The 26,401-nt window shown below is 67.9% G+C and carries 22 protein-coding genes, 1 tRNA gene and 2 pseudogenes; 16 read left to right on the forward strand and 9 right to left on the reverse strand.

What is annotated here, in order from left to right:
• Positions 1 to 198: 198 nt before the first annotated feature.
• From nth to LA521A_RS06160, 3 genes are read right to left on the reverse strand one after another with little or no spacing between them, the layout of a single operon-like run.
• A complete protein-coding gene (gene nth / locus LA521A_RS06150) occupies positions 199 to 915 on the reverse strand; it encodes an endonuclease III (RefSeq protein ID WP_425494573.1) in 717 nt (238 codons plus the stop codon).
• Positions 912 to 1,304, reverse strand: a complete 393-nt coding sequence (locus LA521A_RS06155; protein ID WP_281781444.1) for a hypothetical protein — start codon at positions 1,302 to 1,304, stop codon at positions 912 to 914. The genes nth and LA521A_RS06155 overlap by 4 nt, the downstream gene beginning before the upstream one ends.
• Complete coding sequence (locus LA521A_RS06160; RefSeq protein ID WP_281781445.1) at positions 1,304 to 2,086, reverse strand: enoyl-CoA hydratase/isomerase family protein; 783 nt, start codon at positions 2,084 to 2,086, stop codon at positions 1,304 to 1,306. Before LA521A_RS06160 ends, LA521A_RS06155 begins: the two co-directional genes overlap by 1 nt.
• A gap of 220 nt (positions 2,087 to 2,306) precedes the next feature.
• Here LA521A_RS06160 and LA521A_RS06165 point away from each other — a divergent pair, with 220 nt between their 5' ends.
• The 4 genes and pseudogenes from LA521A_RS06165 to LA521A_RS06180 all read left to right on the forward strand — a co-directional run bounded on the left by LA521A_RS06165 (position 2,307) and on the right by LA521A_RS06180 (position 6,443).
• Positions 2,307 to 2,990, forward strand: coding sequence for an FKBP-type peptidyl-prolyl cis-trans isomerase N-terminal domain-containing protein (locus LA521A_RS06165; protein ID WP_281781446.1), 684 nt, complete (start codon positions 2,307 to 2,309; stop codon positions 2,988 to 2,990).
• Positions 2,991 to 3,320: 330 nt separating this feature from the next.
• Positions 3,321 to 4,138, forward strand: a pseudogene (locus tag LA521A_RS06170) (CoA pyrophosphatase).
• Positions 4,135 to 4,998 (forward strand): sulfurtransferase, encoded by an 864-nt coding sequence (locus tag LA521A_RS06175; RefSeq protein ID WP_281781447.1) that lies wholly within the window; start codon positions 4,135 to 4,137, stop codon positions 4,996 to 4,998. The pseudogene LA521A_RS06170 and the gene LA521A_RS06175 overlap by 4 nt, the downstream one beginning before the upstream one ends.
• Positions 4,999 to 5,108: 110 nt before the next feature.
• The gene (locus tag LA521A_RS06180; protein WP_281781448.1) at positions 5,109 to 6,443 is read left to right on the forward strand and encodes a substrate-binding domain-containing protein; all 1,335 of its coding nucleotides are present in this window, start codon (positions 5,109 to 5,111) and stop codon (positions 6,441 to 6,443) included.
• Positions 6,444 to 6,532: 89 nt separating this feature from the next.
• Here the strand turns inward: LA521A_RS06180 and LA521A_RS06185 are convergent, their stop codons facing one another.
• Positions 6,533 to 7,306 carry an enoyl-CoA hydratase/isomerase family protein gene (locus LA521A_RS06185; RefSeq protein ID WP_281781449.1) on the reverse strand — a complete coding sequence of 258 codons (774 nt, stop codon included), beginning with the start codon at positions 7,304 to 7,306 and terminating at the stop codon, positions 6,533 to 6,535.
• A 116-nt stretch (positions 7,307 to 7,422) separates the two neighbouring features.
• On the opposite strand from LA521A_RS06185, the gene LA521A_RS06190 reads away from it, so the two are divergent.
• Complete coding sequence (locus LA521A_RS06190; RefSeq protein WP_281782032.1) at positions 7,423 to 7,845, forward strand: copper chaperone PCu(A)C; 423 nt, start codon at positions 7,423 to 7,425, stop codon at positions 7,843 to 7,845.
• Between the two features lie 211 nt (positions 7,846 to 8,056).
• On the opposite strand, the gene LA521A_RS06195 is transcribed toward LA521A_RS06190, so the two are convergent.
• The 4 genes from LA521A_RS06195 to LA521A_RS06210 all read right to left on the reverse strand — a co-directional run bounded on the left by LA521A_RS06195 (position 8,057) and on the right by LA521A_RS06210 (position 14,830).
• Positions 8,057 to 8,443 (reverse strand): acyl-CoA thioesterase, encoded by a 387-nt coding sequence (locus LA521A_RS06195; protein WP_281782033.1) that lies wholly within the window; start codon positions 8,441 to 8,443, stop codon positions 8,057 to 8,059.
• Positions 8,444 to 8,580: 137 nt separating this feature from the next.
• Positions 8,581 to 11,574, reverse strand: coding sequence for an excinuclease ABC subunit UvrA (gene uvrA, locus LA521A_RS06200; protein ID WP_281781450.1), 2,994 nt, complete (start codon positions 11,572 to 11,574; stop codon positions 8,581 to 8,583).
• A gap of 241 nt (positions 11,575 to 11,815) precedes the next feature.
• Complete coding sequence (locus LA521A_RS06205; protein ID WP_281781451.1) at positions 11,816 to 12,673, reverse strand: OmpA family protein; 858 nt, start codon at positions 12,671 to 12,673, stop codon at positions 11,816 to 11,818.
• 78 nt (positions 12,674 to 12,751) lie between these two features.
• Positions 12,752 to 14,830: a S8 family peptidase gene (locus LA521A_RS06210; RefSeq protein ID WP_281781452.1), complete on the reverse strand. Its 2,079-nt coding sequence runs from the start codon at positions 14,828 to 14,830 to the stop codon at positions 12,752 to 12,754.
• A 642-nt stretch (positions 14,831 to 15,472) separates the two neighbouring features.
• On the opposite strand from LA521A_RS06210, the gene rplU reads away from it, so the two are divergent.
• The 3 genes from rplU to obgE all read left to right on the forward strand — a co-directional run bounded on the left by rplU (position 15,473) and on the right by obgE (position 17,330).
• Positions 15,473 to 15,781 carry a 50S ribosomal protein L21 gene (gene rplU / locus LA521A_RS06215; protein WP_281781453.1) on the forward strand — a complete coding sequence of 103 codons (309 nt, stop codon included), beginning with the start codon at positions 15,473 to 15,475 and terminating at the stop codon, positions 15,779 to 15,781.
• Between the two features lie 16 nt (positions 15,782 to 15,797).
• Positions 15,798 to 16,052, forward strand: a complete 255-nt coding sequence (rpmA, locus tag LA521A_RS06220) for a 50S ribosomal protein L27 (RefSeq protein ID WP_115840783.1) — start codon at positions 15,798 to 15,800, stop codon at positions 16,050 to 16,052.
• Between the two features lie 192 nt (positions 16,053 to 16,244).
• The gene (gene obgE, locus LA521A_RS06225) at positions 16,245 to 17,330 is read left to right on the forward strand and encodes a GTPase ObgE (RefSeq protein ID WP_281781454.1); all 1,086 of its coding nucleotides are present in this window, start codon (positions 16,245 to 16,247) and stop codon (positions 17,328 to 17,330) included.
• 121 nt (positions 17,331 to 17,451) lie between these two features.
• On the opposite strand, the gene rpsT is transcribed toward obgE, so the two are convergent.
• Complete coding sequence (gene rpsT / locus LA521A_RS06230; protein WP_115840781.1) at positions 17,452 to 17,721, reverse strand: 30S ribosomal protein S20; 270 nt, start codon at positions 17,719 to 17,721, stop codon at positions 17,452 to 17,454.
• A gap of 137 nt (positions 17,722 to 17,858) precedes the next feature.
• Here rpsT and murJ point away from each other — a divergent pair, with 137 nt between their 5' ends.
• The 8 genes and pseudogenes from murJ (at position 17,859) to LA521A_RS06270 (ending at position 26,350) form a co-directional block, all read left to right on the forward strand.
• Complete coding sequence (gene murJ / locus LA521A_RS06235; RefSeq protein WP_281782034.1) at positions 17,859 to 19,451, forward strand: murein biosynthesis integral membrane protein MurJ; 1,593 nt, start codon at positions 17,859 to 17,861, stop codon at positions 19,449 to 19,451.
• A 54-nt stretch (positions 19,452 to 19,505) separates the two neighbouring features.
• Positions 19,506 to 20,456 carry a bifunctional riboflavin kinase/FAD synthetase gene (locus LA521A_RS06240; RefSeq protein WP_281781455.1) on the forward strand — a complete coding sequence of 317 codons (951 nt, stop codon included), beginning with the start codon at positions 19,506 to 19,508 and terminating at the stop codon, positions 20,454 to 20,456.
• Positions 20,457 to 20,528: 72 nt separating this feature from the next.
• Positions 20,529 to 23,342 (forward strand): isoleucine--tRNA ligase, encoded by a 2,814-nt coding sequence (gene ileS, locus LA521A_RS06245; protein ID WP_281782035.1) that lies wholly within the window; start codon positions 20,529 to 20,531, stop codon positions 23,340 to 23,342.
• Positions 23,342 to 23,848 carry a signal peptidase II gene (gene lspA / locus LA521A_RS06250; RefSeq protein ID WP_281781456.1) on the forward strand — a complete coding sequence of 169 codons (507 nt, stop codon included), beginning with the start codon at positions 23,342 to 23,344 and terminating at the stop codon, positions 23,846 to 23,848. Before ileS ends, lspA begins: the two co-directional genes overlap by 1 nt.
• Before the next feature lie 10 nt (positions 23,849 to 23,858).
• Positions 23,859 to 24,809 carry a 4-hydroxy-3-methylbut-2-enyl diphosphate reductase gene (ispH, locus tag LA521A_RS06255; protein ID WP_281781457.1) on the forward strand — a complete coding sequence of 317 codons (951 nt, stop codon included), beginning with the start codon at positions 23,859 to 23,861 and terminating at the stop codon, positions 24,807 to 24,809.
• A gap of 96 nt (positions 24,810 to 24,905) precedes the next feature.
• Positions 24,906 to 24,981 (forward strand) — tRNA-Thr (locus tag LA521A_RS06260).
• A gap of 134 nt (positions 24,982 to 25,115) precedes the next feature.
• Positions 25,116 to 25,607 (forward strand): annotated as a pseudogene (locus LA521A_RS06265) (pyridoxamine 5'-phosphate oxidase family protein); the annotation flags it as partial.
• A gap of 455 nt (positions 25,608 to 26,062) precedes the next feature.
• Positions 26,063 to 26,350 carry a hypothetical protein gene (locus LA521A_RS06270; protein WP_281781458.1) on the forward strand — a complete coding sequence of 96 codons (288 nt, stop codon included), beginning with the start codon at positions 26,063 to 26,065 and terminating at the stop codon, positions 26,348 to 26,350.
• Positions 26,351 to 26,401 lie beyond the last annotated feature (51 nt).

A 26,401-nucleotide genomic window follows, 5' to 3' on the forward strand; every position in this document is an offset into this window, starting at 1 on the left:
TCGGGTGCTCTGGTACGGCGAACCACCACACCGTCATCCCCGCGAAGGCGGGGATCCAGCCGTGAGTGCGTCATGCCTCTGGTCAGAGGTGCCAGCAGAGACTTTGTAGCCCGGGTAAGCGAAGCGCACCCGGGAGCCATCACGGGGTATCCGGCGCGGTAACCCGGGTGCGCTCCGCTTACCCGGGCTACAACACCGCTATGTCGCCACCGGCTCCGGCTCCCCCGGCGTCTTGTCCGGATACCGGCAGATGTCGCGGATGACGCAATGCGGGCAGTCGGGCCGGCGGGCCTTGCAGACGTAGCGGCCGTGCAGGATCAGCCAGTGGTGCGCATCGAGCAGGTAGTCGGGCGGCACGACCTTCACCAGCCCGTCCTCGACCGCGCGCACCGTCTTGCCCGGCGCCAGCCCCGTTCGGTTCGCGACGCGGAAGATGTGCGTGTCCACCGCCATCGTCGGCTCGCCGAACGCGGTGTTGAGCACGACGTTCGCCGTCTTGCGGCCGACGCCCGGCAGCGCTTCGAGCGCCTCGCGTTCGCGCGGCACTTCGCCGCCGTGCAGCGCGATCAGCTGCTGCGCCATCGCGACCACGTTCGCGGCCTTCGTGTTGTACAGGCCGATCGTCGAGATGTACGGCTTGAGTCCTTCGACACCGAGCTTCGCGATGGCTTGCGGCGTGTTCGCGACCGGAAACAGCTTGCGCGTGGCCTTGTTGACGCCGACGTCGGTCGCCTGCGCGGACAGCGTCACGGCGACGAGCAGCTCGTAGGGCGTGGTGAACTCGAGTTCGGTCGTCGGCTTGGGATTGAGCGCCTTCAACCGCGCGAACATCGCCTCGATCTCCGCGGCGGACAGGCGGCTGATGCGCCGCGCGCGCTTGCTTGCGGTCTTTTTCTTCGGTGCGGCGGGCGTCATGGTTTGTGGCGTTGCGCCGCCTTCGCGCGCGCACGTGCGAGTGCGGCGGCGGCGGCCGAGGGCAGGGCGGAAGGCGTGGGCGTCGCGACCTCGCTCACCGGCGGTGCGGCACGCTTCTCGGCGCGTTCGCGTGCGCGACGTTCGAGCCGCGCGTTGCGTGCGCGGTAGCGTTCGCGCGCGGCGAGTGCGCCGATGCGTGCGGTGCGCGCGGCATGCAGTTGCGCGCGGCACGCGTCATCGCATGAGGTGCATTCGATGCCGCGATCGAGCAGCCCTGCGTCGATCGCACCGTCGACGTCGTACACGCGCAGGGCGGCGACGATCGTGTGCGCGACCGCGCCATGCGGGTCCACGCAACCGCACACGCAGGCGGCGGGCGCCTCGTGCATCACTGGCCGCTGAAATTCGGCTTGCGGCGTTCGAGGAACGCGGTCGTGCCTTCGCGCATGTCCTGCGTGGCGAACATCAGGCCGAACTGCGCCGTCTCGTATTCCAGACCTTCCTCGATGCCGCATTCGCCGCCGACGTTGACGCAGTCCAGCACGCCGCGCAGCGCGAGCGGTGCGGAGTTCGCGATCTGTTCGGCGAGCTTCATCGTCTCGGCCTCCAGCTCCGCCGCCGGCACGACCCGGTTGACGATGCCGAGCTCGCGCGCACGGGTGGCGTCGATCGGCGCGCCGACCAGGCACAGCTCCAGCGTCGCGGCGCGACCGGCCAGGCGCAGCAGGCGCTGGGTGCCGCCGAAACCGGGGATCAGGCCGAGGTTGATCTCGGGCTGGCCGACCTTCGCCGTGTCGGCCGCAATGCGCAGATGGCAGCCCATCGCCAGCTCCAGGCCGCCGCCGAGGGCGAAGCCGTTGATCATGCCGATCACCGGCTTGGGCATTTTCTCGACCCGGCGCATGAGCTTCTGGCCGCGCAACGAGAAGTCGCGCCCCTGCACCGGCGTGAGCCCGTTCATCTCGGCGATGTCTGCGCCGGCGACGAAGGCCTTCGGACCGGCGCCGGTGAGCACCACGCATCGGACCGACGGATCGTTGGCCGCGGCCTCGAAGGCCGCCAGCAGGGCGTCCAGGGTGGCGGCGTTGAGCGCGTTCAGCTTGTCGGGACGGTTGACGGTGACGACGCGGACGGCGCCGCGGTTGGCGGTGGTGACGGGCGTTTCGGACATGGAGGCGACGGGTCCAGGAGGCGGTGAAATGGGGGAAATTGTCGTGCCTCGGGGGCCTGGAACTTCGGCCGGAAGGCGCTGTCTGAGCCCTTCGGCGTCAGTGGCGATTAAGCACGGGCGCCGGTATCCTAGCGCGTCCATCCGGGTCCATTCGACCGGTGCGGGCCTTATCACTAAGGAGCGGTAGTCCCGCCCCGATCCATTACGGAGATTCATTCGAATGAAGTTGCGTTTGATCGCTGCCGCCGTCGCGGCCCTGGCCCTGACCGGCACTGCCGCCGCGCAGAACACTTCGACCGAGCAGGGCAAGCTGAGCTACGCGCTCGGTTACGACCTGGGCCGCAACGCCATCGAAAGCGGCGAGCAGGTCGACGTCAACACCATCATCAAGGGCCTGCAGGACGGCTACGGCAAGAAGCAGCCGTCGGTGCCGGTCGACCAGCTGCGCACTGCCGTGCAGAACATGCAGCAGCGCCAGCAGACCAAGGCGAAGGCCGCGTGGGACAAGGCCGCTTCCGAGAACAAGACCAAGAGCGACCAGTTCATCGCCGCCAACCGTTCCAAGGCCGGCGTGAAGTCGCTGCCGAGCGGCGTGCAGTACCGCGAGATCGAGAAGGGCTCGGGCGCCAAGCCGACGCAGGCCAGCACGGTGCAGCTGGAAGTCGCCGGTCCCTACGCCTGGGGCGAGCGTCCGGAGCAGGCCCGTCCGGCGCAGCAGATCCCGTCGATCAAGGTGAGCGACATCGAAATGGCCGCCATGCGCGAAGCGCTGCTGCAGATGCCGGCCGGCTCGAAGTGGGAAATCACGCTGCCGGCCGACAAGGCCTATGGCGCCGACCCGCGTACGCCGTTCCCGCCGAACGTCGCCGTGCAGTTCGAAGTCAAGCTCGTCAGCGTGAAGTGACGCAATGGCGCGTCCGCGCAACGCGCGGACGCCTTTGCCATTGCGTCATCCCCGCGAAAGCGGGGATCCAGGCCGGTAACGCCTGAAGACGTGCCTCACCCATCGAGCCGGCCCCGCCGGCTCGATGTGTTTTTGAGGTCGGCCGCCGGCGCGAAAGCCTGGCATCGAAGTCACGGCGATCGAGTACGTCCAAACCTCCCGCTGAAACGCACCAGCATGGCGCCCGGCATTCGCCAGGGTGACGGTTCTGCAGGAAGCGGTGGCGCCCCAGCAATCGCCCCAGCGGGACAGGTTGAATCCAACGCACGTCCGCCTTACGTTGACCGATCCATGAATACCTTCTTCCGCGCCGTACTCAGCCCCTGCATCGGCATCTGTTCGCTGGACGACGACGGCCTGTGCAGCGGTTGCCATCGCACCACTGCGGAAATCGCACGCTGGTCGCAGATGAACGACGACGAGCGCCTGCGCCTGATGGAAACGGTATTGCCCGAACGCGAATCGCGCCGACGGTGAGCGCGATGGCCGCCACGTCCAGGTTGCGCGACTGGCCCGACATCGCCGCGGCCCTGCATCCGCTCGCCGCACCCCCGCACGGTCCCGGCTGGAACCTCGCCGAGCTGCACGATCTGGTGCCCGACGATACGGTCAGCATCGAAGCCGCGGTGCTGGTCGGCCTGGTCCCGCGCGATGAGGGCACGCAGGTGCTGCTCACGCGCCGCACCGATGCACTGCGCCAGCACGCCGGGCAGGTGAGTTTCCCCGGCGGTCGTATCGAACCCGACGACGCCGACGCGGTTGCGGCCGCGCTTCGCGAGACGCACGAGGAGATCGGCGTCGGCGCGCGGCAGATCCAGCCGCTGGGGTTCCTCGATCCGCTGGCGACGATCACCGGCTATCGCGTGCAGCCCGTCGTCGCGCTGCTCGCCAGCGATTACGTCGCGCAGCCCGATCCGAACGAAGTGGCCGACGTGTTCGAAGTGCCGCTCGCGTTCCTGCTCGATCCGGCGAACCTCGCCACGCACACGCTCGATTTCCGCGGCCGTCCGCGCGAGGTCTTCGAGTACCGATATCCCGCGCAGCGCATCTGGGGCGCCACGGCGTCGATGCTCTACAACCTGCGCCAACGTCTGGAGGCGATCCGATGAGCGACGCGAAACCCACATGGACCACGCTGGTGTCGGCCGAAGACCTGGCCGCGGCGCTGGGGCGCGACGACGTCATCGTGGTCGACACGCGCCACAGCCTGGCCGAACCCGAGGCGGGCGAAGCCGCGCATCGCGCCGCGCACATTCCGGGCGCGTTCTACGCGCATCTGGATCGCGATCTGTCCGACCACCGCAAGCAGCACGACGGCCGGCATCCGTGGCCGGAGCTGCAGGATTTCACCGCCGCGCTCGGCCGCTGGGGCGTGACGCCGCAGCATCAGGTCGTCGTCTACGACGCGGCCGACGGAGCGCTGGCCGCCGCACGCATGTGGTTCCTGCTGCGCGCGCTGGGACACCGGCGCGTCGCCGTGCTCGATGGTGGCTTGCAGCGCTGGCAGTCGCTTGGCCTGCCCGTCGAATCGGGCTTGCCGGTCGCCACTCCGGCGGCGCCGTACCCCGCGACGTTCGACGAAAGCCGCCTGCTCGATTCCAGGCAGGTGCAGGCGCATCTGGACGCCGGCGGCATGCTGCTCGACGCGCGCGCGGCGGAACGCTTCCGCGGCGACGTCGAGCCGATCGACCGCGTCGCCGGTCACGTGCCGGGCGCGCGCAATCGTCCGTACGCGTTGTCGATGCGCGAGGGCGTTTTCCGTCCTGCGCAGGAACTCGCGGAGGAGTTCGCGCAGATCCTGCAAGGCCGTGACGCACGCGACGTGGTGGCGATGTGCGGCTCCGGCGTCACCGCGTGCCATGTGCTGCTCGCGCTGGAACACGCCGGCATCGAGGGCGCGCGGCTGTCCACCGGTTCGTGGAGCGGCTGGATCGACGATCCGACGCGGCCCGTCGCACGCGGCGCGTGATGTACCCAACCGGCTGGTTGGCCGCGCGCGCGACACAAACGCGCGCTTCGTAATCTCTCCGTCATGCACGTCCCCGATCCTTGCGCGATTTCGCACAGGGGGCGTGCGCCATGTCACGCATCGCGGGCTGGTGTGTTGCAGTGTTGTTGTCGATGGCGGGCGCGAACGCGCACGCGCAGATGGACGCCGAACGCGTCCGCATCCACGGGTCGCAGACAATGGCCGCGCGCCTGGTGCCGGCGGTGGCCGAGTCCTGGCTGCGCGACATAGGGTACGGGGACATCCGTCGTGAGCAGCCCAATCCGACGCTGACCCAAATCCACGCGCAGCGCGATGGCCTGCCGTTGATCGTCGAAATCCAGGCGAGCAGTTCCGCCCAAGGCTTCCAGGACGTCATCGACGGGAACGCGCACATCGCGATGATGACGCGCCGCCCGACCGCGGCCGAACTCGACGCGGGCTGGCAGCTGGGCGATCTCGCGTCGCACGATCAGGAGTTCGCGATGGCGCTCGACGGCGCGGCGGTCGTCGTGCATCGCGACAACCCGTTGGCGCAGCTGAGCCTAGTGCAGTTGCGGCGCGTGCTGTCGGGGCAGGCGCGCGACTGGCGCGAGGTCGGCGGTCGCGGCGCGATCCACCTGCACATGATGGCCAGCGCGAATTCTGCGCGCGATCTGGTCGACGAACGCGTCATGCAGGGTGCGCCGTATGCGCCGGCGCAGCTGCACGCCGACGGCGAATCGCTGCTGCGCGCGATCGCCAAAGATCCGGGCGCGATCGGTTTCGTCACGTTGCGCCAGCCGTGGGGCGCGAACGTGCGTCCGCTCGCGTTGTCCGACGGCGGTCGCGCGATCGCCCCGACACGCCTGGGCGTGCAGAGCGAGGACTATCCGCTCGCGCGTCGCTTCTACCTGTACGGCAGCCAGATGATGGGCGCGCTGAGCCGCAGCTTTGCGCTCTACGCCATGGGCCAGCGCGGGCAGGACGCGGTAGCGCGCGCCGGGCATTTCGCGGTGACCTTACGCCCGGGCTATGCGCCGCCGACGTTGGCGGGCCCGAAGGAATATCGCGAACTCGTCGGCAACGCCACGCGCCTGCCGCTGAGCCTGCGCTTCAATCTCACCGGCAACAACGAAAGCGGCGTCGCGGCGAGCGTGTACGACAGCCGCGCCGTTCGCGACATCGAGCGCATCGTCGCCTTCATGCAGCTGCCGGTGAATCGCGGCCGCCGCCTGCTGGTGGTGGGATTCGCCGACATGCCCGGCAGCTCCGTCGCCGCGACGATGATGAGCAACGACCGCGCCGACCTGGTCGCGCACGAGCTGATGGCGCGCGGCCTGCCGGTGCTGCACGCGCGCGGGATGGGTTCGCAGGTACCGCTGGCGACGACGGGAAGCGTGGCCGCGCGTTATCGCAACGAGCGCGTGGAAATCTGGATGCTGTGAGGTCGCGGTCCGGGGCCGCGATGGGGCCCGGCGAGAGGTGCGAAAGGTCCCGGGTGCGCTTCGCTTACCCGGGCTACACAGGCTCGGGCTTATTTCCCGAGCTTCGCCACGAGTGCCTTCAATGCAGCCTGCGTGGACGGATCGCTCCACGCCGCGACGAACTTCGGCAGCTGGATCTGCTCCGGCTGCATCGCGGCAACCAGATCCGCGCGTGCGATCGCGCGGGTCTGGCGCATCACCGGCTGCGGAAGCCGGAGCAGCTGCGCGAGCCATTCGCGCGCACGGGCATTCACCTGGTCGAGCGGCACGAGCTCGTCGACCAGACCAATGCGTTCGGCGCGTTCGGCTTCGACCATGTCGCCGGCCACCACGAGGCGTTCGGCGCGATGCGTGCCGACGACGCGCTGCATCAGCTTCAGGATGCCCACCGGCACCACCAGCCCGACCTGCGTCTCGTTGAGGCCGATGCGGAACGGTTTCGCCGGGTCCTCGCTGCGCGCCATGACGCGGTAGTCGCAGCACAGCGCCAGCACGCAACCGCCCGCCGGCGCGTGGCCGCCGATCGCCGCGACGACCGGCACCGGGCATTCGGCGATGGCGCGTGCGGCGAGGAAGAAGCGCTCCCATGCCGACATCAGCGCGTCGCGGTCGTCGCCGAGCGACAGCAGATGCGGCACGTCGAGACCCGCCGAGAACACCTTCACGCCGCCGCCGAGCACGATGCCCTGCGCGCCGGAATCGATCGCCTGCGCGAGCGCCGCGACGAGGTCGTCGCACAGCTGCGGATTGAGCGCGTTGACCGGCGCACGCGCCAGGCGGAGTTCGACGATGCCGTCGGCGGAATGGGATTGGACAAGGCTCATGGCAGATTCCTGATGGCGGCGTTCGGGCGGAGCGCGGCATGAATGACGCCCGAGAGCGTCGCGGCCGCGCACGCGGTCGCGGGTATCATAGGCCCATGAACGCGACCCGCATCCGACTGGGCCTGCTGGCCCTCACGCTGACGGCATCGTCCGCCGTTTCCGCCGCGCAATGCAGCCTGAAGGTCGTCGATGGCTGGGTGCGCCTGCCGCCCGCCGCGATGCCGATGATGGCCGGCTTCGGTCGCATCGAGAATCCGTGCACGAAGCCGTTGACGATCACCGGTGCGAGCAGCGCGGCGTTCGGCGAAGTCGAGATGCACGAGACGCGCGTGGTCGAAGGCATCAGCCGCATGCGCGCGGTGCCGGAACTGCGTCTCGCGCCCGGCGAATCGGCGGTGTTCAAGCCCGGCGGCCTGCACCTGATGCTGATGGAGCCGGGCGCCGCGCTGAAGCCTGGCAGCAAGGTCGCCATCGAGTTCAAGTTGAAGGATGGCGGCAAGGCGCTGGGCGAGTTCGTGGTGAAGAAGGCGGGCGAGTAGGGCGCTCGTATCGCGCCGCCTTGCAGCTTTCAGCTGTCATTCCCGCGAACGCGGGGAACCATCTGACCGACGACGTTCCGCTCTTCGTAGGGCGTGATGCATGCGGGCATGGATCCCCGCCTTCGCGGGGATGACGAATTGATCCCGCGAGCGATCCAAAGAAAACGGCGCCGAGGCGCCGTTTTCTTTGGGGGATTGAAATTTTCCGGCCTTACGAACACGCCTCGCGAACAGCAACCGGCAATTCCGCCGCGCGGCCGGTACCGCGGTCGATCCACACCATCACGACGTTGCCGTCGCAATAGAGCACCTGGTCGTCCTTCGCATCGACGATGCGATGGCCGATGCTCACGCTGGTGTTGCCCAGGCGTTCGACGAACAGCTCGATGTCGACTTCCGCCGGCCATTCGATCGGGCGGCGATAGTTGAGATGCGCGGCGGCCACGACGGGCGCGACGTGGTCGTCGAGACCTTGCCCCGGCACGCCCAGCATCCAGCGCAGGCGCGCTTCCTCCAGGTAGCTGAGGTACTTGGAATTGTTGACGTGGTTGAACGCGTCCAGGTCGCGCCAGCGCACCGAAAGCGGCACGCGGATCAGTGCGACGGGCGCTTGATCCGCTTCAACGGCGGGGCTCACCTCGCGCGCGGCGGGCGCCGCGCGGTCGGTGGTCTTTTTGGTCGCCGGCTTGCGCTTGCGCGCCGGCGACTTGCGGGGCTTCGGTGTTGCGGTGTCGCTCATGCGGCGGATTTCTTCTTCTTGGTTGTGGTGGTCTTCGCTGCCGCCTTCTTCGAAGCCGTGGGCTTCGAAGCAGTCGAAGTGGTGGTCGCCTTGCCATCGGCCTTCGCCGCCGCGGGACGCGCCTTGCGCACGGACGCTTCCGGCTTCGTGCCGAGCAGCGGCGCCAGGAAGCGGCCGGTGTGCGAATTCGACAGCGCGGCGATGTCTTCCGGCGTGCCGCAGGCGAGGATCGTGCCGCCGCGATGGCCGCCTTCCGGACCGAGGTCGATGACCCAGTCGGCGGTCTTGATGACGTCCAGGTTGTGCTCGATCACCACCACCGTGTTGCCGTCGTCGCGCAGGCGATGCAGCACGGTGAGCAGGTGCTCGATGTCGTGGAAGTGCAGGCCTGTCGTCGGTTCGTCGAGGATGTACAGCGTGCGGCCCGTGTCGCGGCGCGAGAGCTCCTTCGACAGCTTGACGCGCTGCGCCTCGCCGCCGGACAGCGTCGTCGCGCTCTGGCCCAGCTTGATGTAGCTCAGCCCCACGTCCATCAGCGTTTCGAGCTTGCGCGAGATCGACGGGATGTTTTCGAACAGGTTCAGCGCATCCTCGACGGTCATCTCCAGCACGTCGTTGATGTTGTAACCCTTGTAGAGGATCTCCAGCGTTTCGCGGTTGTAGCGCTTGCCGCCGCAGACATCGCACGGCACGTACACGTCGGGCAGGAAGTGCATCTCGACCTTGATCAGGCCGTCGCCCTGGCAGGCTTCGCAGCGGCCGCCGCGCACGTTGAAGCTGAAACGCCCCGGCGAATAACCGCGTGCGCGCGCTTCGGGCACCTGCGCGTACAGCTCGCGCAACGGCGTGAACAGGCCCGTGTACGTCGCCGGGTTCGAGCGCGGCGTGCGGCCGATCGGCGACTGGTCGATGTCGACGACCTTGTCCCACAGCTCGATGTTCTCGTGCTCGCGGTACGGCGCCGGCGTGTGCGAGGCGCCGTTGAGTTCGTTGGCGGTGATCGCGAACAGCGTGTCGTTGATCAGCGTCGACTTGCCCGAACCGGACACCCCCGTGACTGCGGTGAACAGCCCCGACGGAATCGCGAGATCCACGTTCTTCAGGTTGTTGCCCGTGGCGCCGCGCAGGTGGAAGGTGGTCTTCGCATCGGGCTTGTGGCGCTTGTTCGGCACCTCGATGGCGCGCTTGCCCGACAGGTACTGGCCGGTGAGCGAACGCGGCGACTTGAGCAGGTCGTCCAGCGTGCCGTGCGCGATGACTTCGCCGCCGTGCACGCCGGCACCGGGTCCGATGTCGACGACGTAATCGGCCAGGCGGATCGCATCCTCGTCGTGTTCGACGACGATGACGGTGTTGCCCAGGTCGCGCAGTCGCGTGAGCGTGCCGAGCAGTCGTTCGTTGTCGCGCTGGTGCAGGCCGATGGACGGCTCGTCGAGCACGTACATCACGCCGACCAGGCCCGCGCCGATCTGCGAGGCCAGGCGGATACGCTGCGCTTCACCGCCCGACAGCGAATCGGCCTTGCGCTCCAGCGTGAGGTAATCCAGGCCGACGTCCACCAGGAAGCGGAGGCGGTCGGAGATTTCCTTGACGATCTTGATCGCGATCTCGCCGCGCCAGCCGGGCAGGTTGAGCGCCTTGAAGAACGCGAGCGCCTCGTCCACCGGCATAACGACGATGTCCGGAAGCGGACGCTCGGCGACGAACACGCTGCGCGCGGCGCGGTTCAGGCGCGCGCCGCCGCAATCGGTGCACGCGCGCTCGCTGATGTACTTGGCCAGTTCCTCGCGCACCGCGGCCGATTCGGTTTCGCGGTAGCGCCGTTCCAGGTTCGGCACGATGCCTTCGAAACGGTGCTTGCGCTGGCTGCGCCCGCCGGCTTCGGTGAGGTAGGTGAAGCTGATGGTTTCATCGCCGCTGCCGAACAGCACCGCGTCGCGCGCCTTCTTCGGCAGCGACTGCCACGGCGCATCGACGTCGAACCTGTAATGCCGCGCCAGCGACTGGATCAGCTGGAAGTAATACGCGTTGCGGCGATCCCAGCCGCGCACCGCACCGGCCGAGAGCGACAGCTCCGGATGCACGACCACGCGCGAGGGATCGAAGAATTGCGCCACGCCCAGGCCATCGCAGGTCGGACATGCGCCGACCGGCGAGTTGAACGAGAACAGGCGCGGTTCGAGCTCGGGCAGCGAGTATTCGCACACCGGGCAGCTGTACTTGGACGAGAACAGCAGCGGCGTCGCGTCGGCGTCGTCGAGCGACATCACCTGCGCCATGCCGTCGCCGAGCTTCAGCGCGGTTTCGAACGATTCGGCCAGGCGCTGCTTGATGTCCTCGCGCGGCTTGAAACGGTCCACGACCGCTTCGATGGTGTGCTTCACGCGCAGCGCGAGCGGCGGTACGGCGTCGATCTCGTGCAGCACGCCGTCCACGCGTACGCGCACGAAACCCTGCGCGCGCAGCTGTTCGAACACCTGCGCGTGCTCGCCCTTGCGTTCGCGGATGACCGGCGCCAGCAGCATGTAGCGCTGCTCGCGGCCGGCGTCGGACTCGCCCAGCGCGACGACCTGGTCGACCATCTGGCTGACCGTCTGCGCTTCCAGCGGATAGCCGTGGTCCGGGCAGCGCGGCGTGCCCACGCGCGCATAGAGCAGACGCAGGTAGTCGTAGATCTCGGTGATCGTGCCCACCGTCGACCGCGGGTTGTGCGAGGTCGACTTCTGCTCGATCGAAATCGCCGGCGACAAGCCTTCGATGTGGTCGACGTCGGGCTTCTCCATCACGGAGAGGAACTGCCGCGCGTAGGCCGACAGCGATTCGACGTAGCGACGCTGGCCTTCGGCGTAGATCGTGTCGAACGCGAGCGACGACTTGCCCGACCCGGACAGGCCGGTGATCACGATCAGCTTGTCGCGGGGGAGGTCGAGATCGATGTTCTTGAGGTTGTGCGTCCGCGCGCCGCGGATGCGGATGTAATCCAGCGCCATCGGTTGCCTGTCATGGGGAGGGTCGCCGTCGCGGAGCGCGGGGCGAACAGGGGAGCGTATCGACAGGCGAAGATGGGGGCAAATGCCCGGAACCAAAGACGCGCCGGAGGGGCGTGGAGCACGCTTTGACGGGTTCCACGCCGGGGTTCCTGAACCCGCCGTCTCACTGGCTGAGACGGTAAAACCTCCACTGCGCGGCAATGGAGGTGTCGGGACGCGAAACGGACGCGGTCGCGTCCGCTTACAGCAGCCGGAACGCCGCCGCCTCGCCGCTGCCGGCCTGCGCGGTGGTTTCCAGCGCGGCGGGGCTCACGCCGTTGACGATCAGCTGGACCTTGATCGCCTCCGCCCGCTGCTGCGCGAGCGAGGGATCGTCCGCCGCCGGCCCGGCAATCTGCAGCCGCGTGCCGTCGCCGGAGGCCTGGATCACCTGCGCGGCCTTGCTCAGCAGCGCGAGGCTGTCGGGCGCGACGCGCGCGCTGCCGGGCTCGAAGCGGATCGGCGTCTGCGTCACGGCCTCGTTCAGCGCCTTCACCAGCGGGGCGCCGGACGTGCCGGGCTTCACCTGCGCGAGCACGGCCGATGCGGCGTCGTCCGTCGCGCCCTCGCCGATACCCTGGAACAGGCCGGTGTAGGCGTACCCCGGATAGAGCAGCTCGGCGCGCGCGAGCAGGGCCTTGCGGTCGGCTTCGCTGGCGTGGCCGTGGAGTTCGATGCGGCGGCCCTCCAACGACAGCGCCGCGCCGGGTTGCGTGAAGGATTCGAGGAATCTGGGCAGCGCCTGCTGCCACGGCGCGGGGCGCGCACCGCGGTCGACCTTCAGCTCGCCGGAGACGCGGCCGAACGCGCCCTTCAGCGCGGCCTCGATCGACTGGCGGGCGGCTTCGCTGCCGACGATGCCATCGAAGTGCACGGCCCCGTTGTTGTTCACCAGGTTCAGCGTCGCGTCGAACTGCGCAACAGCTTCGGCGGCGGGCGCATCGGGCGACTGCGTGCCGGCCGTCGGGGTGGTCGACGCCTGGCGATTGCAGGCGGTGGTCGCGAGAACGCCCGCAACCAGCAACAGCGGCAACATCGGAATGGAACGGTCTGGCTTCATGGGCACTCCATCGCGGGAAGGAGGAGGGGCCCGGCGGACCGGGCCCTTCCCGTTACGTCGTCAGTCGAAAGCGAACGCTCAACGGTGCGAGGCGTATTCGATCTCGACCGGGTCGGCGCACTGCTGCGTGCCGTTGTTGCACAGCTTGTAGCTCATCGTGCCGCTGCCGATGATGCGGAACGTATCCGTCGCCGTGCCCTTGTTCTTCACGGTCTTCAGGATCGCGCCGTTGCGGTAGATGTCGATGTTCTTCTTGCCGTGCGTCCAGTCCAGCGTGACCTGGGTGCGATGGTTGGCCAGCTGGATCGCCTCGGCTTCCACCGAACGGGGCCAGTTGGCATCGACGAAGCTCGGGTACAGCGACACGCCGGCGGCGTTGCTGTAACCGCGGATCGTCACGTACCACGTGCCGCCCTGCGGGGCCGGGAAGAAGCAGTTCTCGTTGTTGCCGCTGGCGAACGGCCGGCAGTCGTACGCGGTGGTCGTCGGCTCGGCGGCGCGACGCACGTACATGTCCGCATCGCCCGTGCCGCCGTACATCGCGAACAGCAGGTTCGACGCGCCGTTGGGCACGAGCAGTTCGTACCGCACGGTATCGCCGGCGAGCACTTCGATGCCGGTCACGGTGACGCCGTTTTCCAGCTCGGTGGCCGGCGGCGGCGGCGGCGGCGGCGGGACGTCCGGCGGCAGCGCTTCATCGCCCTTGGCGACGGCCACCGCATAGCGCGCGTCGATGATGCCGGCGCCGCACCACTTGTTGTAGCTGCAGCCGCTGGCGAAGCCGCCCGATGCGTAGGCCGTGTTTTCCAGGATCTTCTTGACCTGGTCCGGCGTCTTCGGCGTCGCGGCGACGGACTGCATCAGCGCGATCACGCCCGAAACGTGCGGCGCCGACATCGAGGTGCCCGCGTACCACGCGTAGCCTTCGGCGCCCTGGCCCTGCGTGCCGAGGTTCAGCGTCGAGAGGATGTTGTCCTCGGCCGGCGTGTAGCCCGAACCGCCGGGCGCGGCGACGTCGACCACGGTGCCGTAGTTGGAGAAGTCCGACAGCTCGCCGGTCGGCCCGACGGAGGCCACGGTGATGACGTCGTTGCAGCTCGCGGGCGAATAACCCGCCGCGTCGGCCGATGAATTGCCGGCCGATACGACGACCGTCGTGCCGCGCGCCTTCGCTGCGGTGTAGGCCGCCTGTTCGGCCACCGAGCACGCGCCGCTGCCGCCGAGGCTGAGGTTGATCACTTCCGCCGGCGTCGCATTCGCGGGCACGCCCGCGACCGTGCCGCCGGAGGCCCAGGTCACCGCATCGATGATGTCGGACTCGTAGCCGCCGCACTTGCCCAGCACGCGTACCGGCTGCACCTTCGCGCCGAATGCCACGCCGGCCACGCCCGCGTTGTTGTTCGTGGCCGCCGCGACCGTGCCCGCGACGTGCGTGCCGTGCCAGCTGCTGTCCTCGGGGATGCCGAAGATGTTGCACTCGCCGTCGTGCCAGTCGCCCGGATCGTTCGGGTCCGCGTCGCGGCCGTCACCGTCCACGCTCACCTCGGTGTCGATGATGAAGTCGTAACCGGGCACGGTCTGGCTGTTGAGTTCCGAATGCGGCGTGATGCCGGTATCGAGCACCGCGACCACGACGCCGTCGCCGGTCGAGAGGTCCCATGCCGGTTCGACGTTGATGCCCCCGGGCCCGTTCTTGTAGTGCCACTGCTGCGCGTACAGCGGATCGTTGGGCACCATCAGCGGCTTGCGCAGGCGATCGGGTTCGACCGCCAGCACGTTGGGATCCTTCATCAGCTCAAGCGCGAGCTGCTTGGTGGCGGCGCTGTCGAGCTTGCGATCGGTGCGGATCAGCGAACTGCCCGTGGCCAGGGTGCGCATCGGCGCGATGCCGACGTTGAGGTTCTTCGCCGCGGTGGCGAACTGCTGGGTCGCCGCAGTGGCACTCAGGCGCTTCGCGCCTTCGCGGTAGGTGACGATGAAGCGGTCAAACTGCTGCGGCTGCTGCTTGGCGGCCTTGGCCGCGGCAGGCGACAAGGTCGAAACCTTGACCTTGTTGGCGACGGGAAGCTTCCCGCCGGAATACGCGGCCGGGGCGGCGATGAGCGCGGTGGCGACGGCGAGGGCGGTCCACTTCAGGGTGCGGGCTTTGCGAGTCATGACAACGTCCTTTGTTGGCTGCTGCAGGAACATCCGGCGTCTCCCCCTGTGCGGCGCCGGTGCGAGTGCGCGACGGCTCGGGCCGGCGTGCGACTTGGGTTCGCGCATGCGCCCGCGCGCAAGGCGGCGCGTTGCGAATGCACGGTGATGAGGAAGGGTTCGACGGGCCCCGCCGATGTGCAGGCGTCGGGCAGGGCGACAGGAAGGTCGTTGCGTGCTGGGCGGCCCGGGGCGCGTTCGCCCGGGGCTGCGGATGGAACGGCGTCGTCCGATGACGTCAGGGCCTGCAACTGCACAGCGACTGTCCCCCTGGCCGTGCGTTCACGCCGGCCGTCCGAGTTGGCTGGGACATGGACGGGCCCTGAACCGCCATGTCGAAGCGACGTTAAGGGATGCGCCGAAGTGGCGCAACTGTTTGATAATGCTCACGAAATCGCGACGATGCTGAATGCGCCACGGAATGTGCGGGCGTTCGCGGTTCGGCTGCCGGCGGCGTTCGATGGGCGCGGCAGCGCGCCGCCGTGGCGCATTCCCGGGAATGCGGGCGGACTTGCTCCAACTCGCTGAAAGCCCTAGAATTCCGCTTCTGTCCGCCCGCCTCGGGTGCGACAGCGACCAAAATAACTACAGAGGAATCTGGTCATGTACGCAGTTGTAGTCACCGGCGGTAAGCAGTACCGCGTGATGCAGGGCGAAACCCTGCGCGTCGAGCTGCTCGATGCCGAAGTCGGCAGCGAGATCAAGCTGGACAACGTCCTGATGCTGGGCGGCAGCGATGGCGTGAAGCTCGGCGATGCCCTGAAGGGCGCGTCGGTCTCCGCCAAGGTCGTGGGCCACGGCCGCGCCGACAAGGTGCGCATCGTGAAGTTCCGTCGCCGCAAGCACCACCGCAAGCAGATGGGTCACCGTCAGCATTACACCGAAATCGAAATCACCGGCATTGCCGGCTAAGTGAGGAGAAGCAGCCATGGCACATAAAAAGGGCGTAGGTTCCACCCGTAACGGCCGCGACTCCAACCCGAAGTACCTGGGCGTGAAGATCTACGGCGGCCAGGCCATCGAGGCCGGCAACATCATCGTTCGCCAGCGCGGCACCCAGTTCCATCCGGGCGCCGGCGTCGGCCTGGGTCGCGACCACACGCTGTTCGCGCTGGTCGACGGCAAGGTCGAGTTCTCGACCAAGGGTCCGAAGAAGCGTCGCACCGTCAGCGTCGTCGAGTAATCGCCGACAGCTGTCCGCGAAGGGCCCCGCTTCGGCGGGGCTTTTCGTTTCGGGCCGTGGGAAATCGGGAATGGGGAATCGGGAATCGCAAAAGCGAATTCCGCCGCTTCATTGCCTCCCTTGTTCCGCGCGGCCACGATGCACCTGCTACAGACGTTTCCCCATTCCCAATTCCCGATTCCCGGCACCCCCATGAAACTCGTCGACGAAGCCGAAATCCAGGTAACTGCAGGCAACGGCGGCAATGGCTGCGTCGGTTTCCGTCGCGAGAAATTCATCCCGCTCGGCGGCCCCGATGGCGGCGACGGCGGTGATGGCGGCAGCGTCTGGCTGCTTGCCGACGAGAACCTCAACACGCTCGTCGACTTCCGCCACCAGCGCCAGTTCCGCGCCAAGCGCGGCGAGAACGGCATGGGCCGCCAGATGTACGGCAAGGCCGGCGACGATCTGGTCATCACCGTGCCGGTCGGCACCGTGGTGATGAACGTCGAGACCGACGAGGTCATCGGCGACCTCACGCGCCACGGCGAGCGCCTGCTCGTTGCGAAGGGCGGCAAGGGCGGCCTGGGCAACATGCATTTCAAGAGCTCGGTGAACCGCTCGCCGCGCAAGGCGCTTCCGGGCCTGCCGGGCGAGGAGCGCGTGCTCAAGCTCGAGCTGAAGCTGCTCGCCGACGTCGGCCTGCTCGGCTTCCCGAACGCCGGCAAGAGCACGTTGATCCGCGCCGTGTCGGCGGCGACGCCGAAGGTCGCGGATTATCCGTTCACCACGCTCTATCCGAACCTTGGCGTGGTCAGCGTCGAGCCGCATCGCAGCTTCGTCATCGCCGACATTCCCGGCCTGATCGAAGGCGCGGCGGAAGGCGCGGGCCTGGGCACGCAATTCCTCAAGCATCTGCAGCGCACGCGCCTGCTGCTGCACCTGGTCGACATCGCGCCCGCGGGCGGCGTGTACGACGAGGGCGCGGAGGAGGGCGTCAGTCCCGCCGACCAGGTACGCGCCATCGAGCGCGAACTGGAGAAACACGATCCCGAACTGTTGAACAAGCCGCGCTGGCTGGTGCTCAACAAGGCCGACCTGCTGCTGGAAGAAGAACAGCAGGCGGCGGTGAAGGCGATCGTCGACGAACTGGGCTGGAAGGATCGCTGGTACCTGGTCTCCGCGATCGGTCGCGAAGGCACCTGGCCGATCATGCTCGACGTCATGGCGTTCTTCGATCGCCAGCGCGAGGATGCGCTGGAAGCCGAGCGCGCAGGCGAGGGCCATGCAGCACCCTGAGGCTTTCGCGCAGGCAACAAAAAACCCGGCATCGGCCGGGTTTTTGTTTGCTGCCTGGAGTTCCTCCGACGAAGGCGCCGTGCGGCGCCGCGTCGTGGACTCCCGTCCCCGTTCCGCCGGATCAGGCGGCCTTGAGCGCCTTGATGCGGGCGTTCAGGCGGGCCTTGTGGCGGGCAGCCTTGTTCTTGTGGATCAGGCCGCGCGAGCTGAAGCGATCGAGGATCGGCTGCGCGACGGCGAAGGCGGACTCGGCGCCGGCGGCGTCGTTCTCGCCCAGGGCCTTGAGCACCTTCTTGACGGCGGTACGCAGCATCGAACGCTGGCTGGCGTTGCGGGCATTGCGGACCACGGTCTGCTTGGCGCGCTTCTTGGCGGACTTGATGTTGGCCACGGCGAATTCCTGGAAACTGGTAGTGAAAGGGGTCTGGGGACAATCAGACCAGAAAGTATGGAGGATTCAGTGGGTTGCGTCAACAACAACGCCGGCGGCGGCCGGACTGCGGGAGGGCGGGCTTGAGCGCGCCGAAGATGCTGAAAGGGCTGCTGTCGTTCAGCAGCATGACCATGGTCTCGCGCGTGCTGGGCCTGGTCCGCGACATCGCGATCAACCAGGCGTTCGGCGCCAATGCGGGCACCGATGCGTTCTGGGTCGCGTTCCGGATCCCGAACTTCATGCGCCGGCTGTTCGCGGAAGGTTCGTTTTCCACGGCGTTCGTGCCGGTCTTCACGGAAATCAAGGAAACCCGGCCGCACCAGGACCTCAAGGAACTGGTCGCGCGCGTGTCCGGCACGCTGGGCGGGATCCTGATGGTGCTGACGGCGCTGGGGCTGATCTTCACCCCGCAGATCGCCGCCGTCTTCAGCCCGGGCTCGCTCGACAACGCGCCCAAGTTCGGGCTTACCGTCGACCTGTTACGGCTGACCTTCCCCTTCATCCTGTTCGTGTCGCTCACCGCGCTGGCGGGCGGGGCGCTCAACAGCTTCCACCGGTTCGGGCTGCCGGCGTTCACGCCGGTGATCCTCAACCTCTTCATGATCGCCGGCGCCCTGTGGCTCGCGCCGCATCTGGAAGTGCCGATCCTCGCGCTGGGCTGGGCCGTGCTGGCCGGCGGCATCGCGCAGCTGGTGTTCCAGCTGCCGGCGCTGCGCAAGCTCGACCTGCTGACCTTGCCCAGGTGGGGCTGGACGCACCCGGACGTGCGCAAGGTGATGCGCCTGATGGTGCCGACGCTGTTCGGCTCGTCGGTGGCGCAGATCAACCTGCTGCTCGATACGGTGATCGCGTCGCTGCTGTTCGTCGGCTCGCAGACGTGGCTCTCGCAGGCCGACCGGTTCCTCGAACTGCCGCTGGGCGTGTTCGGCGTGGCGCTGGGCACGGTGATCCTGCCGGCGCTGTCGCGGCACCACGTCAAGACCGACACCGAAGGGTTTTCGAAGGCGCTCGACTGGGGCCTGCGCACGACCCTGCTCATCGCGATGCCGGCGATGCTTGGCTTGATGTTCCTGGCCGAGCCGCTGGTGGCGACGCTGTTCCAGCGCGGCAAGTTCACCGCGTTCGACACGCAGATGGCGGCGATGTCGGTGTTCGGCCTGAGCTTCGGCCTGCCGGCCTTCGCGCTGGTGAAGATCGTGCTGCCGGCGTTCTACGCGCGGCAGGACACGCGCACGCCGGTGCGGGCGGGCATCGCTTCGCTCATCGCGAACATGGTGCTGAACATCGCCTTCCTCTGGGTGCTCTACCTGCTGTGGACCACGCCGGAAGTGCGCGCGAAGGGCGTGCTCACCGCGCTGGAACAGACGCCCGGCCTGCACCTCGCGCTGGGTTTCGCGAGCGCCGCGGCGAGTTACCTCAACCTCGCACTGCTGTGGCACTGGCTGCGCAAGGCCGGCGTGTACGAACGCCAGCCGGGCTGGCTGCGCTACCTGATGCGGTTACTGGTCGCGTGCGCGGCGATGTCCGCGGCGCTGTGGGCCGGACTGCAGTGGGCGCCGACGTTTACCCAGATCGGCCAATGGGCGCGTCTGGGCTGGCTGGCGGTGCTCGTCGGAGGCGGTGGGCTGGTGTATGTCGTCGCGCTGCTGGCGCTGGGCTTCCGTCCGCGCGACCTGCGCGAGCACTGAGCGGACCATACGGTGAGCCTTGGATCCGCGCCGCCCCGGCTATACTTCGGAACGATGAGCAGGCTGTTTCGTGACGTCGAAGGCGGGCCCCGATGCCCGCACGGCAGTGTGGTCTGCATCGGCGCATTCGACGGCCTGCACCTGGGCCACCAGGCGCTGGTGCGCCACGCGCTCGCCCGCGCGCGCGCGCTCGACGTGCCCTGCGTGGTGCTGAGTTTCGAGCCGCTGCCGCGCGAGTTCTTCGCGCCGAACGACCCGCCGCCGCGCCTGATGCTGCCGCGTACCAAGGCCGGTCGCCTGTTCGAAATGGGCGTCGACCAGCTTGGCCTGCTGCGTTTCGACCGCCGACTGTGTTCGCTCACCGCCGAGGAATTCGCGCAGCAGGTGCTCGTGCACCGGCTGTCCGCGCGCGAAGTCTGGGTCGGTCCGGAGTTCCGCTTCGGCAAGGCGCGCGGTGGCGACATCAACGTGCTGCAGGCGGTCGGGCAGGCGAACGGTTTCATCGCCGGCGAGATCGAACCGGTGATGCTCGATGGCGAACGCGTCTCGGCGACGCGCATCCGCCAGGCGCTGCGCGCGGGCGATTTCGAAACCGCCGGGCGTTTCCTCGGGCGTCCGTACGCCATCGCCGGCCACGTGGTGCAGGGCAAGCAACTCGGTCGCACGCTGGGATTCCCCACCGCGAACCTGCGCTTCGGCGGTCGCACGCCCGCGCTGTCCGGCATCTACGCCACGTGGGTGCACGGGGTCGGCGATGCGCCGCGCGCGTCGGTGTCGAGCCTTGGGACGCGCCCGACCGTGGACGGCGTCGAGCCGCTGCTGGAAGCGCATCTTTTCGATTTCGATGGCGACCTCTACGGGCGCCGCATCGAAGTCGAGTTCGTCGCCAAGCTGCGCGACGAACTGAAGTTTTCCGATCTGCCGGCGTTGACCGCGCAGATGCATCGCGATGCTGCGCAAGCACGCGAGATCCTTTCGAAAGAACAACACCACGCCTTTGCCTGAGCGCCGCTTGTGACCGCCCAAGATCCCAACCAGTACAAAGCCACCCTGCATCTGCCCGCCACGGATTTCCCGATGCGCGGCGACCTGCCCAAGCGCGAGCCGGAAACGCTCGCGCGCTGGGAGGCCGACGGCCTGTACGCGCAGATCCGCGAGAAGGTCGGCAAGCGCGAGCGCAGCTTCGTGCTGCACGACGGCCCGCCGTACGCGAACGGTGCGATCCACATCGGCCACGCGGTCAACAAGGTCCTGAAGGACCTCGTCGTGAAGTCCAAGCTCATGGCCGGCTATGACGCGCCGTACGTGCCGGGCTGGGATTGCCACGGCCTGCCGATCGAACACCAGGTCGAGAAGAAGTTCGGCAAGGTCGGCGAGAAGCTCGACGCCAACGAGTTCCGCCAGAAGTGCCGCGAATACGCGAGCGAGCAGATCGACCTGCAGCGCCGCGACTTCAAGCGCCTGGGCGTCGTCGGCGACTGGGAAAACCCGTATCGCACCATGGATTTCCGCTACGAGGCCGACATCATGCGGTCGCTGGCGAAGATCGTGGAACGCGGCCACCTGGTGCGCGGCGCCAAGCCGGTGCACTGGTGTTTCGAGTGCGGTTCCGCGCTGGCCGAAGCGGAGATCGAATACGCCGACAAGGAATCCTGGGCGATCGACGTCGCCTACGACGCGCGCGAGCCGCGCCGGTTCGCCGCGATCTTCGGCGCGGACGTGGACGACGGCGTGCGCGTGGCGATGCCGATCTGGACCACCACGCCGTGGACGCTGCCGGCGAGTTTGGCGATCAGCGTCGGGCCGGAGCTCGACTACGTGCTGGTCGAAGGCCCGCGCACGCCCGATGGCGGCCGTCGCCTGCTCGTGCTGGCGCAAGCGCTCGCCGGCAAGGCGTTGTCGCGCTACGGCGTCGACGAGGTGACGATCCTCGGCCGCGCGCTGGGGCGCGACCTCGAGAACGCGCTGATGGCGCATCCGTTCTACGCCGAGCGCGATATCCCGGTGCTGGTCGGCGACCACGTGTCCGCCGAGGACGGCACCGGCATGGTCCACACCGCGCCCGGCCACGGCCCGGACGACTATGCGGTCTCGCAGAAGTACGGCCTGATCGATCGCTACACCGCCGCGCAGATCAATCCGGTCGACGCCAAGGGCGTGTACCTGCCGACCACCCCGCCGGCCGACGGCGTCGTGCTCGCCGGCCAGTTCCTGTGGAAGGCCAACGACGTGCTGGTCGACGTGGTGCGCGCGAGCGGCCACCTGCTCGCTGCGCACAAGCTCACGCACAGCTATCCGCATTGCTGGCGCCACAAGAAGCCGGTGATCTTCCGCGCCACGCCGCAGTGGTTCATCTCGATGGAGCAGGCCAACCTGCGTCGCGATGCGCTCAGCGAGATCGGCAAGGTCGCGTGGGTGCCCGAGTGGGGCGAGGCGCGCATCTACAACATGATCGAAGGCCGCCCGGACTGGACGATCTCGCGCCAGCGCTACTGGGGCGTGCCGATCGCGCTGTTCTTCCATCGCGAGACGGGCGAGATCCATCCGCGTTCGGCCGAACTGATGCGTCAGGTCGCGGCGAAGGTCGAAACCGCGGGCGCCGACGCATGGTACGCGATGACCGCCGAGGAACTGCTCGGCGATGAAGCCTCGCAGTACGAGAAGGTCACCGACATCCTGGATGTCTGGTTCGACTCCGGTGTCAGCCACGAATGCGTGCTCGCGCAGCGACCGGACGACGGCCTGTACAAGCCGGCCGACCTGTACCTGGAAGGCTCCGACCAGCATCGCGGCTGGTTCCATTCCTCGCTGCTCACCGGCGTGGCGATGGACGGCGTCGCGCCGTACCGCCAGGTCCTGACGCACGGTTTCACCGTGGACGAGCAGGGCAAGAAGATGTCCAAGTCGCTCGGCAACACGGTCGAGCCGCAGAAGGTCATCAACGCGATGGGCGCCGACGTGCTGCGCCTGTGGATCGCCTCCACCGACTACCGCAACGAGATGTCGGTGTCGGACAACATCCTCAAGCGCACCTCCGACGTGTACCGCCGCATCCGCAACACGGCGCGCTTCCTGCTGGCGAACCTCAACGGGTTCGAGCCGGCGACGCACCTGCGTCCGCTGGAGGACATGGTCGCGCTGGACCGCTGGATCGTGCATCGCGCCGCCGAACTGCAGGACCGCATCGCCAGTGCGTACGAGCGCTACGACTTCGCCGAGATCGTGCAGGCGCTGTCGAACTTCTGCTCGGTCGACCTGGGGTCGCTGTACCTGGACGTCACCAAGGACCGCCTCTACACGATGCCGGAAGACTCGCGCGGCCGCCGTTCGGCGCAGAGCGCGATGTACCGCATCGCCGAGGCGTTCGTGCGCTGGATCGCGCCGATCCTGGCGTTCACCGCCGACGAGATGTGGCGCCATCTGCCGGCCGTCACCGAACACGGCCCGCGCGAGGAGAACGTCCTGTTCGCGACGTGGTACGACGGCCTGGCGCTGCTGCCGGAAGACGCGCCCCTGTCGGCGGAGGATTTCGATCGCCTGCTCGCGCTGCGCGAGGAAGTCAGCAAGACGCTGGAACCGATGCGCGCCGCCGGCGAGATCGGCGCCGCGCTGGAAGCGGAGATCAGCCTCAAGGCCGGCGTCGCCGACCAGAACTGGCTGGCGCCGTTCGCCGATGAGCTGCGTTTCCTGTTCATCAGCGGCGACGTGGACGTGGTGGCCGATGACGCCATCAAGGACGTCGCCGTGCTCGCCACGCCGACCACCAAGACCAAGTGCGTGCGCTGCTGGCAGTACCGTGGCGACATCGGCAGCGACCAGGCGCATCCGCAGCTGTGCGGCCGCTGCGTCACCAACATCGCCGGCGAAGGCGAACACCGGGAGTGGTTCTGATGGCGCCGGTCCGTCCCAACGCGCTGCCGTGGCTGGTCGTCTCGGCCGTGGTCATCGTGCTCGACCAGCTCACCAAGCTGTGGGTACTCAGCTCGCTGCCGGAGTACACCGCGATCCCGGTCATCGACGGCTTCTGGAACTGGTACCGCACCTACAACACCGGTGCGGCGTTCAGTTTCCTCAGCGATGCCGGCGGCTGGCAGAAGTACTTCTTCGTCGTGCTGGCGGTGGCGATCAGCGGCCTGCTGGGCTGGTGGCTGAGCCGCACGCCGCGTCGCGACTGGAAGAGCGCGCTGCCGTACGCGCTGGTGATCGGCGGCGCGGTGGGCAACGTCATCGACCGCCTGATGCACGGGCACGTGGTCGATTTCATCCAGTGGTACTGGGGAGATCACTATTGGCCCGCGTTCAACGTGGCCGATTCGGCGATCGTCGCCGGCGCCATCGGCATCGCCCTGTTCGGGCTGTTCAGCAAGCCCGCGGCGACCGTCGCGCAGCGCCGGTAGAATAAGTCTCATGGACGTCCTGCTCGCCAATCCCCGCGGTTTCTGTGCCGGTGTCGACCGCGCCATCGAGATCGTCAAGCGCGCCATCGAGACGCTCGGCGCGCCGATCTACGTGCGCCACGAAGTCGTGCACAACCGGTTCGTCGTGGACGACCTCAAGCACCGCGGCGCGATCTTCGTCGAGGAACTCGACGAGGTGCCCGACAACGCGACGGTGATCTTCAGCGCCCACGGCGTCGCCCGTGCGGTGCGCCTGGAAGCCGAACGTCGCGGGCTGAAGGTATTCGACGCGACCTGCCCGCTGGTGACCAAGGTGCACCTGGAAGTCGCGCGCCAGTGCCGTGCTGGCCGCGACGTCATCCTGATCGGCCACGAGGGCCATCCGGAAGTGGAGGGCACGATGGGCCAGTGGCGCCGCGAGGCCGGCGCCGGTCGCATCTACCTGGTCGAGGACAGCGACGACGTCGCCGCGCTGCAGATCGACCAGCCCGAAAACGTCGCCTACACCACGCAGACGACGCTGTCGGTGGACGACACCCGCACCGTGATCGAAGCGCTGCGCGCGAAGTTCCCGGCCATCCAGGGCCCGAAGAACGACGACATCTGCTACGCCACCCAGAACCGCCAGGATGCCGTGCGCGAACTCGCCGCGCGCTGCGACCTGGTGCTGGTGGTCGGCTCGGTCAACAGCTCCAACTCCAATCGCCTGCGCGAGCTGGCCGAGCGCGAGGGCGTGGAGGCGTACCTGATCGACGGCGCCATCGAGATCGACCCGAAGTGGGTGGCCGGTCGCCAGCGCATCGGCGTCACCGCCGGGGCGTCCGCGCCGGAAGTCCTCGTGCGCGGCGTGATCGACCGCCTGCGCGAGCTGGGCGCCGGGCACGTGTCCGATCTGGACGGCGAGCCGGAGAACATGGTCTTCGCCCTGCCGAAGGAGCTGCGCCTGCAACTGGTCGATTGACCTGCCTGCCGGCCAGCGCCTAGAATTCCCGTCTTCGCGGAGAGCGCTCCGCGGCACGGCCCGAGCGGCCCGCCCACGCGCTTCGCAGCAACATCCGCCGGAATAGCTCAGTTGGTAGAGCGGCGCATTCGTAATGCGTAGGTCGTAGGTTCGATTCCTATTTCCGGCACCAGTTTGTATTTAAAGCCCCGCTTCGGCGGGGCTTCTTTTTTGTGCGGCCGGATGCGTGCGTCGATGCCGAGGCCCCTTCACGCCTGCTCCGCGCCGTCGATGGAACAGTCCCCACTTTCCCAGTGGAGTGGAACGATGGCGGGCATCGACAGGAACGTGAAGCGCATCGGCGAACTGCTCAAGAAGATCGACATCGCGATGCTGACGACGACGGGCGAGGGCGGCTTCCTGATGAGCCGGCCGCTGTCCACGCAGGACGCGCGGTTCGATGGCCGGCGCGTCTGGTTCTTCACCGAGACCGACAGCCCGAAAGTCGCCGAGATCCGCCGCAACCCGAAGGTCAACCTCGCCTACGCGAGCAAGGGCAAGAACGTCTACATCTCCATGACCGGCACCGCGCGGGTGAACCGCGACCGCGAGATGATCGAGGAGTTGTGGAACGACGCGATGAAGGCGTTCTTTCCGAAGGGAAAGAACGATCCGAACCTCACGCTGCTCGAAGTGGACGTGCACTCGGTCGAATACTGGGACGGCCCGGGTTCGTGGATCGGCAAGGCGGTCAGCTTCATCATTGCGCGCGTGACGAAGAACGAGGAGGTGATGGGCGAGAACCGCATTGTCGACCTCAGCGAGAAGCGTCCGCGCAAGCGCCTGCCGCCATCGCACAAGGATGCGCGTTCCGGGGCGAAGCGCGCCGCGGCGAAAGCGCCGAAAAAGGCGGCAAAGACGGTGGCGAAGAAGGCGACCGCCAAGCGGACGGGAACAGCGAAGAAGGCTGCTGCCAAACGCACATCGCGCTGACTGTTGGCTTGTGCGCGCGACGTGCATGCCTGCCGTGCGTCGCGATTCGCCCTCACCCCAGCCCCTCTCCCGCGGCGGGAGAGGGGCTTCAACTCCATTGCCTGCGCTGCTGCGGCGTGTTCGATGCAGCACCACGCTGCAGCACAATCGTCATGAATGTTTCGTCACCGCGTTGCGGCTGAACGATTCATCTACCGGCAATCTGATGTTCACCGTTTTTTAGCGTCCGGATCGCCACCATGCCGCCAGTTTTTTCGACAGGGGCATGAAAGGTGTCGAACATGCAGGTCAATGTCTTCGTGGTGGGACAGAACGAAGGATTCGTGGTGGCGCCGTGCGGTGCACCGCTTCCCGGCGACGAGATGGACGCGCTCGGCGAAGTACGGTTCGGGTGGTCGGTGGACAGCGACCACGTCGTGCCGAAGCTGGACTGGATGGGGATCGTCAAGGACATCGACGCGCGCGGTTACAGCATCGTGCCGCACGGCGACGTCGGCGGCCTGCTCGGCCTGCCGCAGCACGAACTGGGCGCGGTGTATCCGGAGCGTCACATGCGTATCGCCGCGTAAGCGGCTCGCCCGCGTCTCGCTTTCCGCGACGCGGGCCGGGTAGAGTGCCGG

Origin of the sequence: Lysobacter auxotrophicus (assembly GCF_027924565.1) — a bacterium.
GTDB lineage: Bacteria > Pseudomonadota > Gammaproteobacteria > Xanthomonadales > Xanthomonadaceae > Lysobacter_J > Lysobacter_J auxotrophicus.

Excerpts from the sequence above, each read along its gene's own strand:
- ispH (WP_281781457.1), top strand. The coding sequence starts at position 23,859 with ATGGACGTCCTGCTCGCCAATCCCCGCGGTTTCTGTGCCGGTGTCGAC.
- LA521A_RS06175 (WP_281781447.1), top strand. The coding sequence starts at position 4,135 with ATGAGCGACGCGAAACCCACATGGACCACGCTGGTGTCGGCCGAAGAC.
- uvrA (WP_281781450.1), bottom strand. The coding sequence starts at position 11,574 with ATGGCGCTGGATTACATCCGCATCCGCGGCGCGCGGACGCACAACCTC.
- lspA (WP_281781456.1), top strand. The coding sequence starts at position 23,342 with ATGGCGCCGGTCCGTCCCAACGCGCTGCCGTGGCTGGTCGTCTCGGCC.
- LA521A_RS06240 (WP_281781455.1), top strand. The coding sequence starts at position 19,506 with ATGAGCAGGCTGTTTCGTGACGTCGAAGGCGGGCCCCGATGCCCGCAC.
- rplU (WP_281781453.1), top strand. The coding sequence starts at position 15,473 with ATGTACGCAGTTGTAGTCACCGGCGGTAAGCAGTACCGCGTGATGCAG.
- LA521A_RS06155 (WP_281781444.1), bottom strand. The coding sequence starts at position 1,304 with ATGCACGAGGCGCCCGCCGCCTGCGTGTGCGGTTGCGTGGACCCGCAT.
- LA521A_RS06210 (WP_281781452.1), bottom strand. The coding sequence starts at position 14,830 with ATGACTCGCAAAGCCCGCACCCTGAAGTGGACCGCCCTCGCCGTCGCC.
- LA521A_RS06270 (WP_281781458.1), top strand. The coding sequence starts at position 26,063 with ATGCAGGTCAATGTCTTCGTGGTGGGACAGAACGAAGGATTCGTGGTG.
- LA521A_RS06160 (WP_281781445.1), bottom strand. The coding sequence starts at position 2,086 with ATGTCCGAAACGCCCGTCACCACCGCCAACCGCGGCGCCGTCCGCGTC.
- LA521A_RS06165 (WP_281781446.1), top strand. The coding sequence starts at position 2,307 with ATGAAGTTGCGTTTGATCGCTGCCGCCGTCGCGGCCCTGGCCCTGACC.
- rpmA (WP_115840783.1), top strand. The coding sequence starts at position 15,798 with ATGGCACATAAAAAGGGCGTAGGTTCCACCCGTAACGGCCGCGACTCC.
- LA521A_RS06185 (WP_281781449.1), bottom strand. The coding sequence starts at position 7,306 with ATGAGCCTTGTCCAATCCCATTCCGCCGACGGCATCGTCGAACTCCGC.
- obgE (WP_281781454.1), top strand. The coding sequence starts at position 16,245 with ATGAAACTCGTCGACGAAGCCGAAATCCAGGTAACTGCAGGCAACGGC.
- nth (WP_425494573.1), bottom strand. The coding sequence starts at position 915 with ATGACGCCCGCCGCACCGAAGAAAAAGACCGCAAGCAAGCGCGCGCGG.
- LA521A_RS06180 (WP_281781448.1), top strand. The coding sequence starts at position 5,109 with ATGTCACGCATCGCGGGCTGGTGTGTTGCAGTGTTGTTGTCGATGGCG.
- ileS (WP_281782035.1), top strand. The coding sequence starts at position 20,529 with ATGCGCGGCGACCTGCCCAAGCGCGAGCCGGAAACGCTCGCGCGCTGG.
- murJ (WP_281782034.1), top strand. The coding sequence starts at position 17,859 with ATGCTGAAAGGGCTGCTGTCGTTCAGCAGCATGACCATGGTCTCGCGC.
- LA521A_RS06205 (WP_281781451.1), bottom strand. The coding sequence starts at position 12,673 with ATGAAGCCAGACCGTTCCATTCCGATGTTGCCGCTGTTGCTGGTTGCG.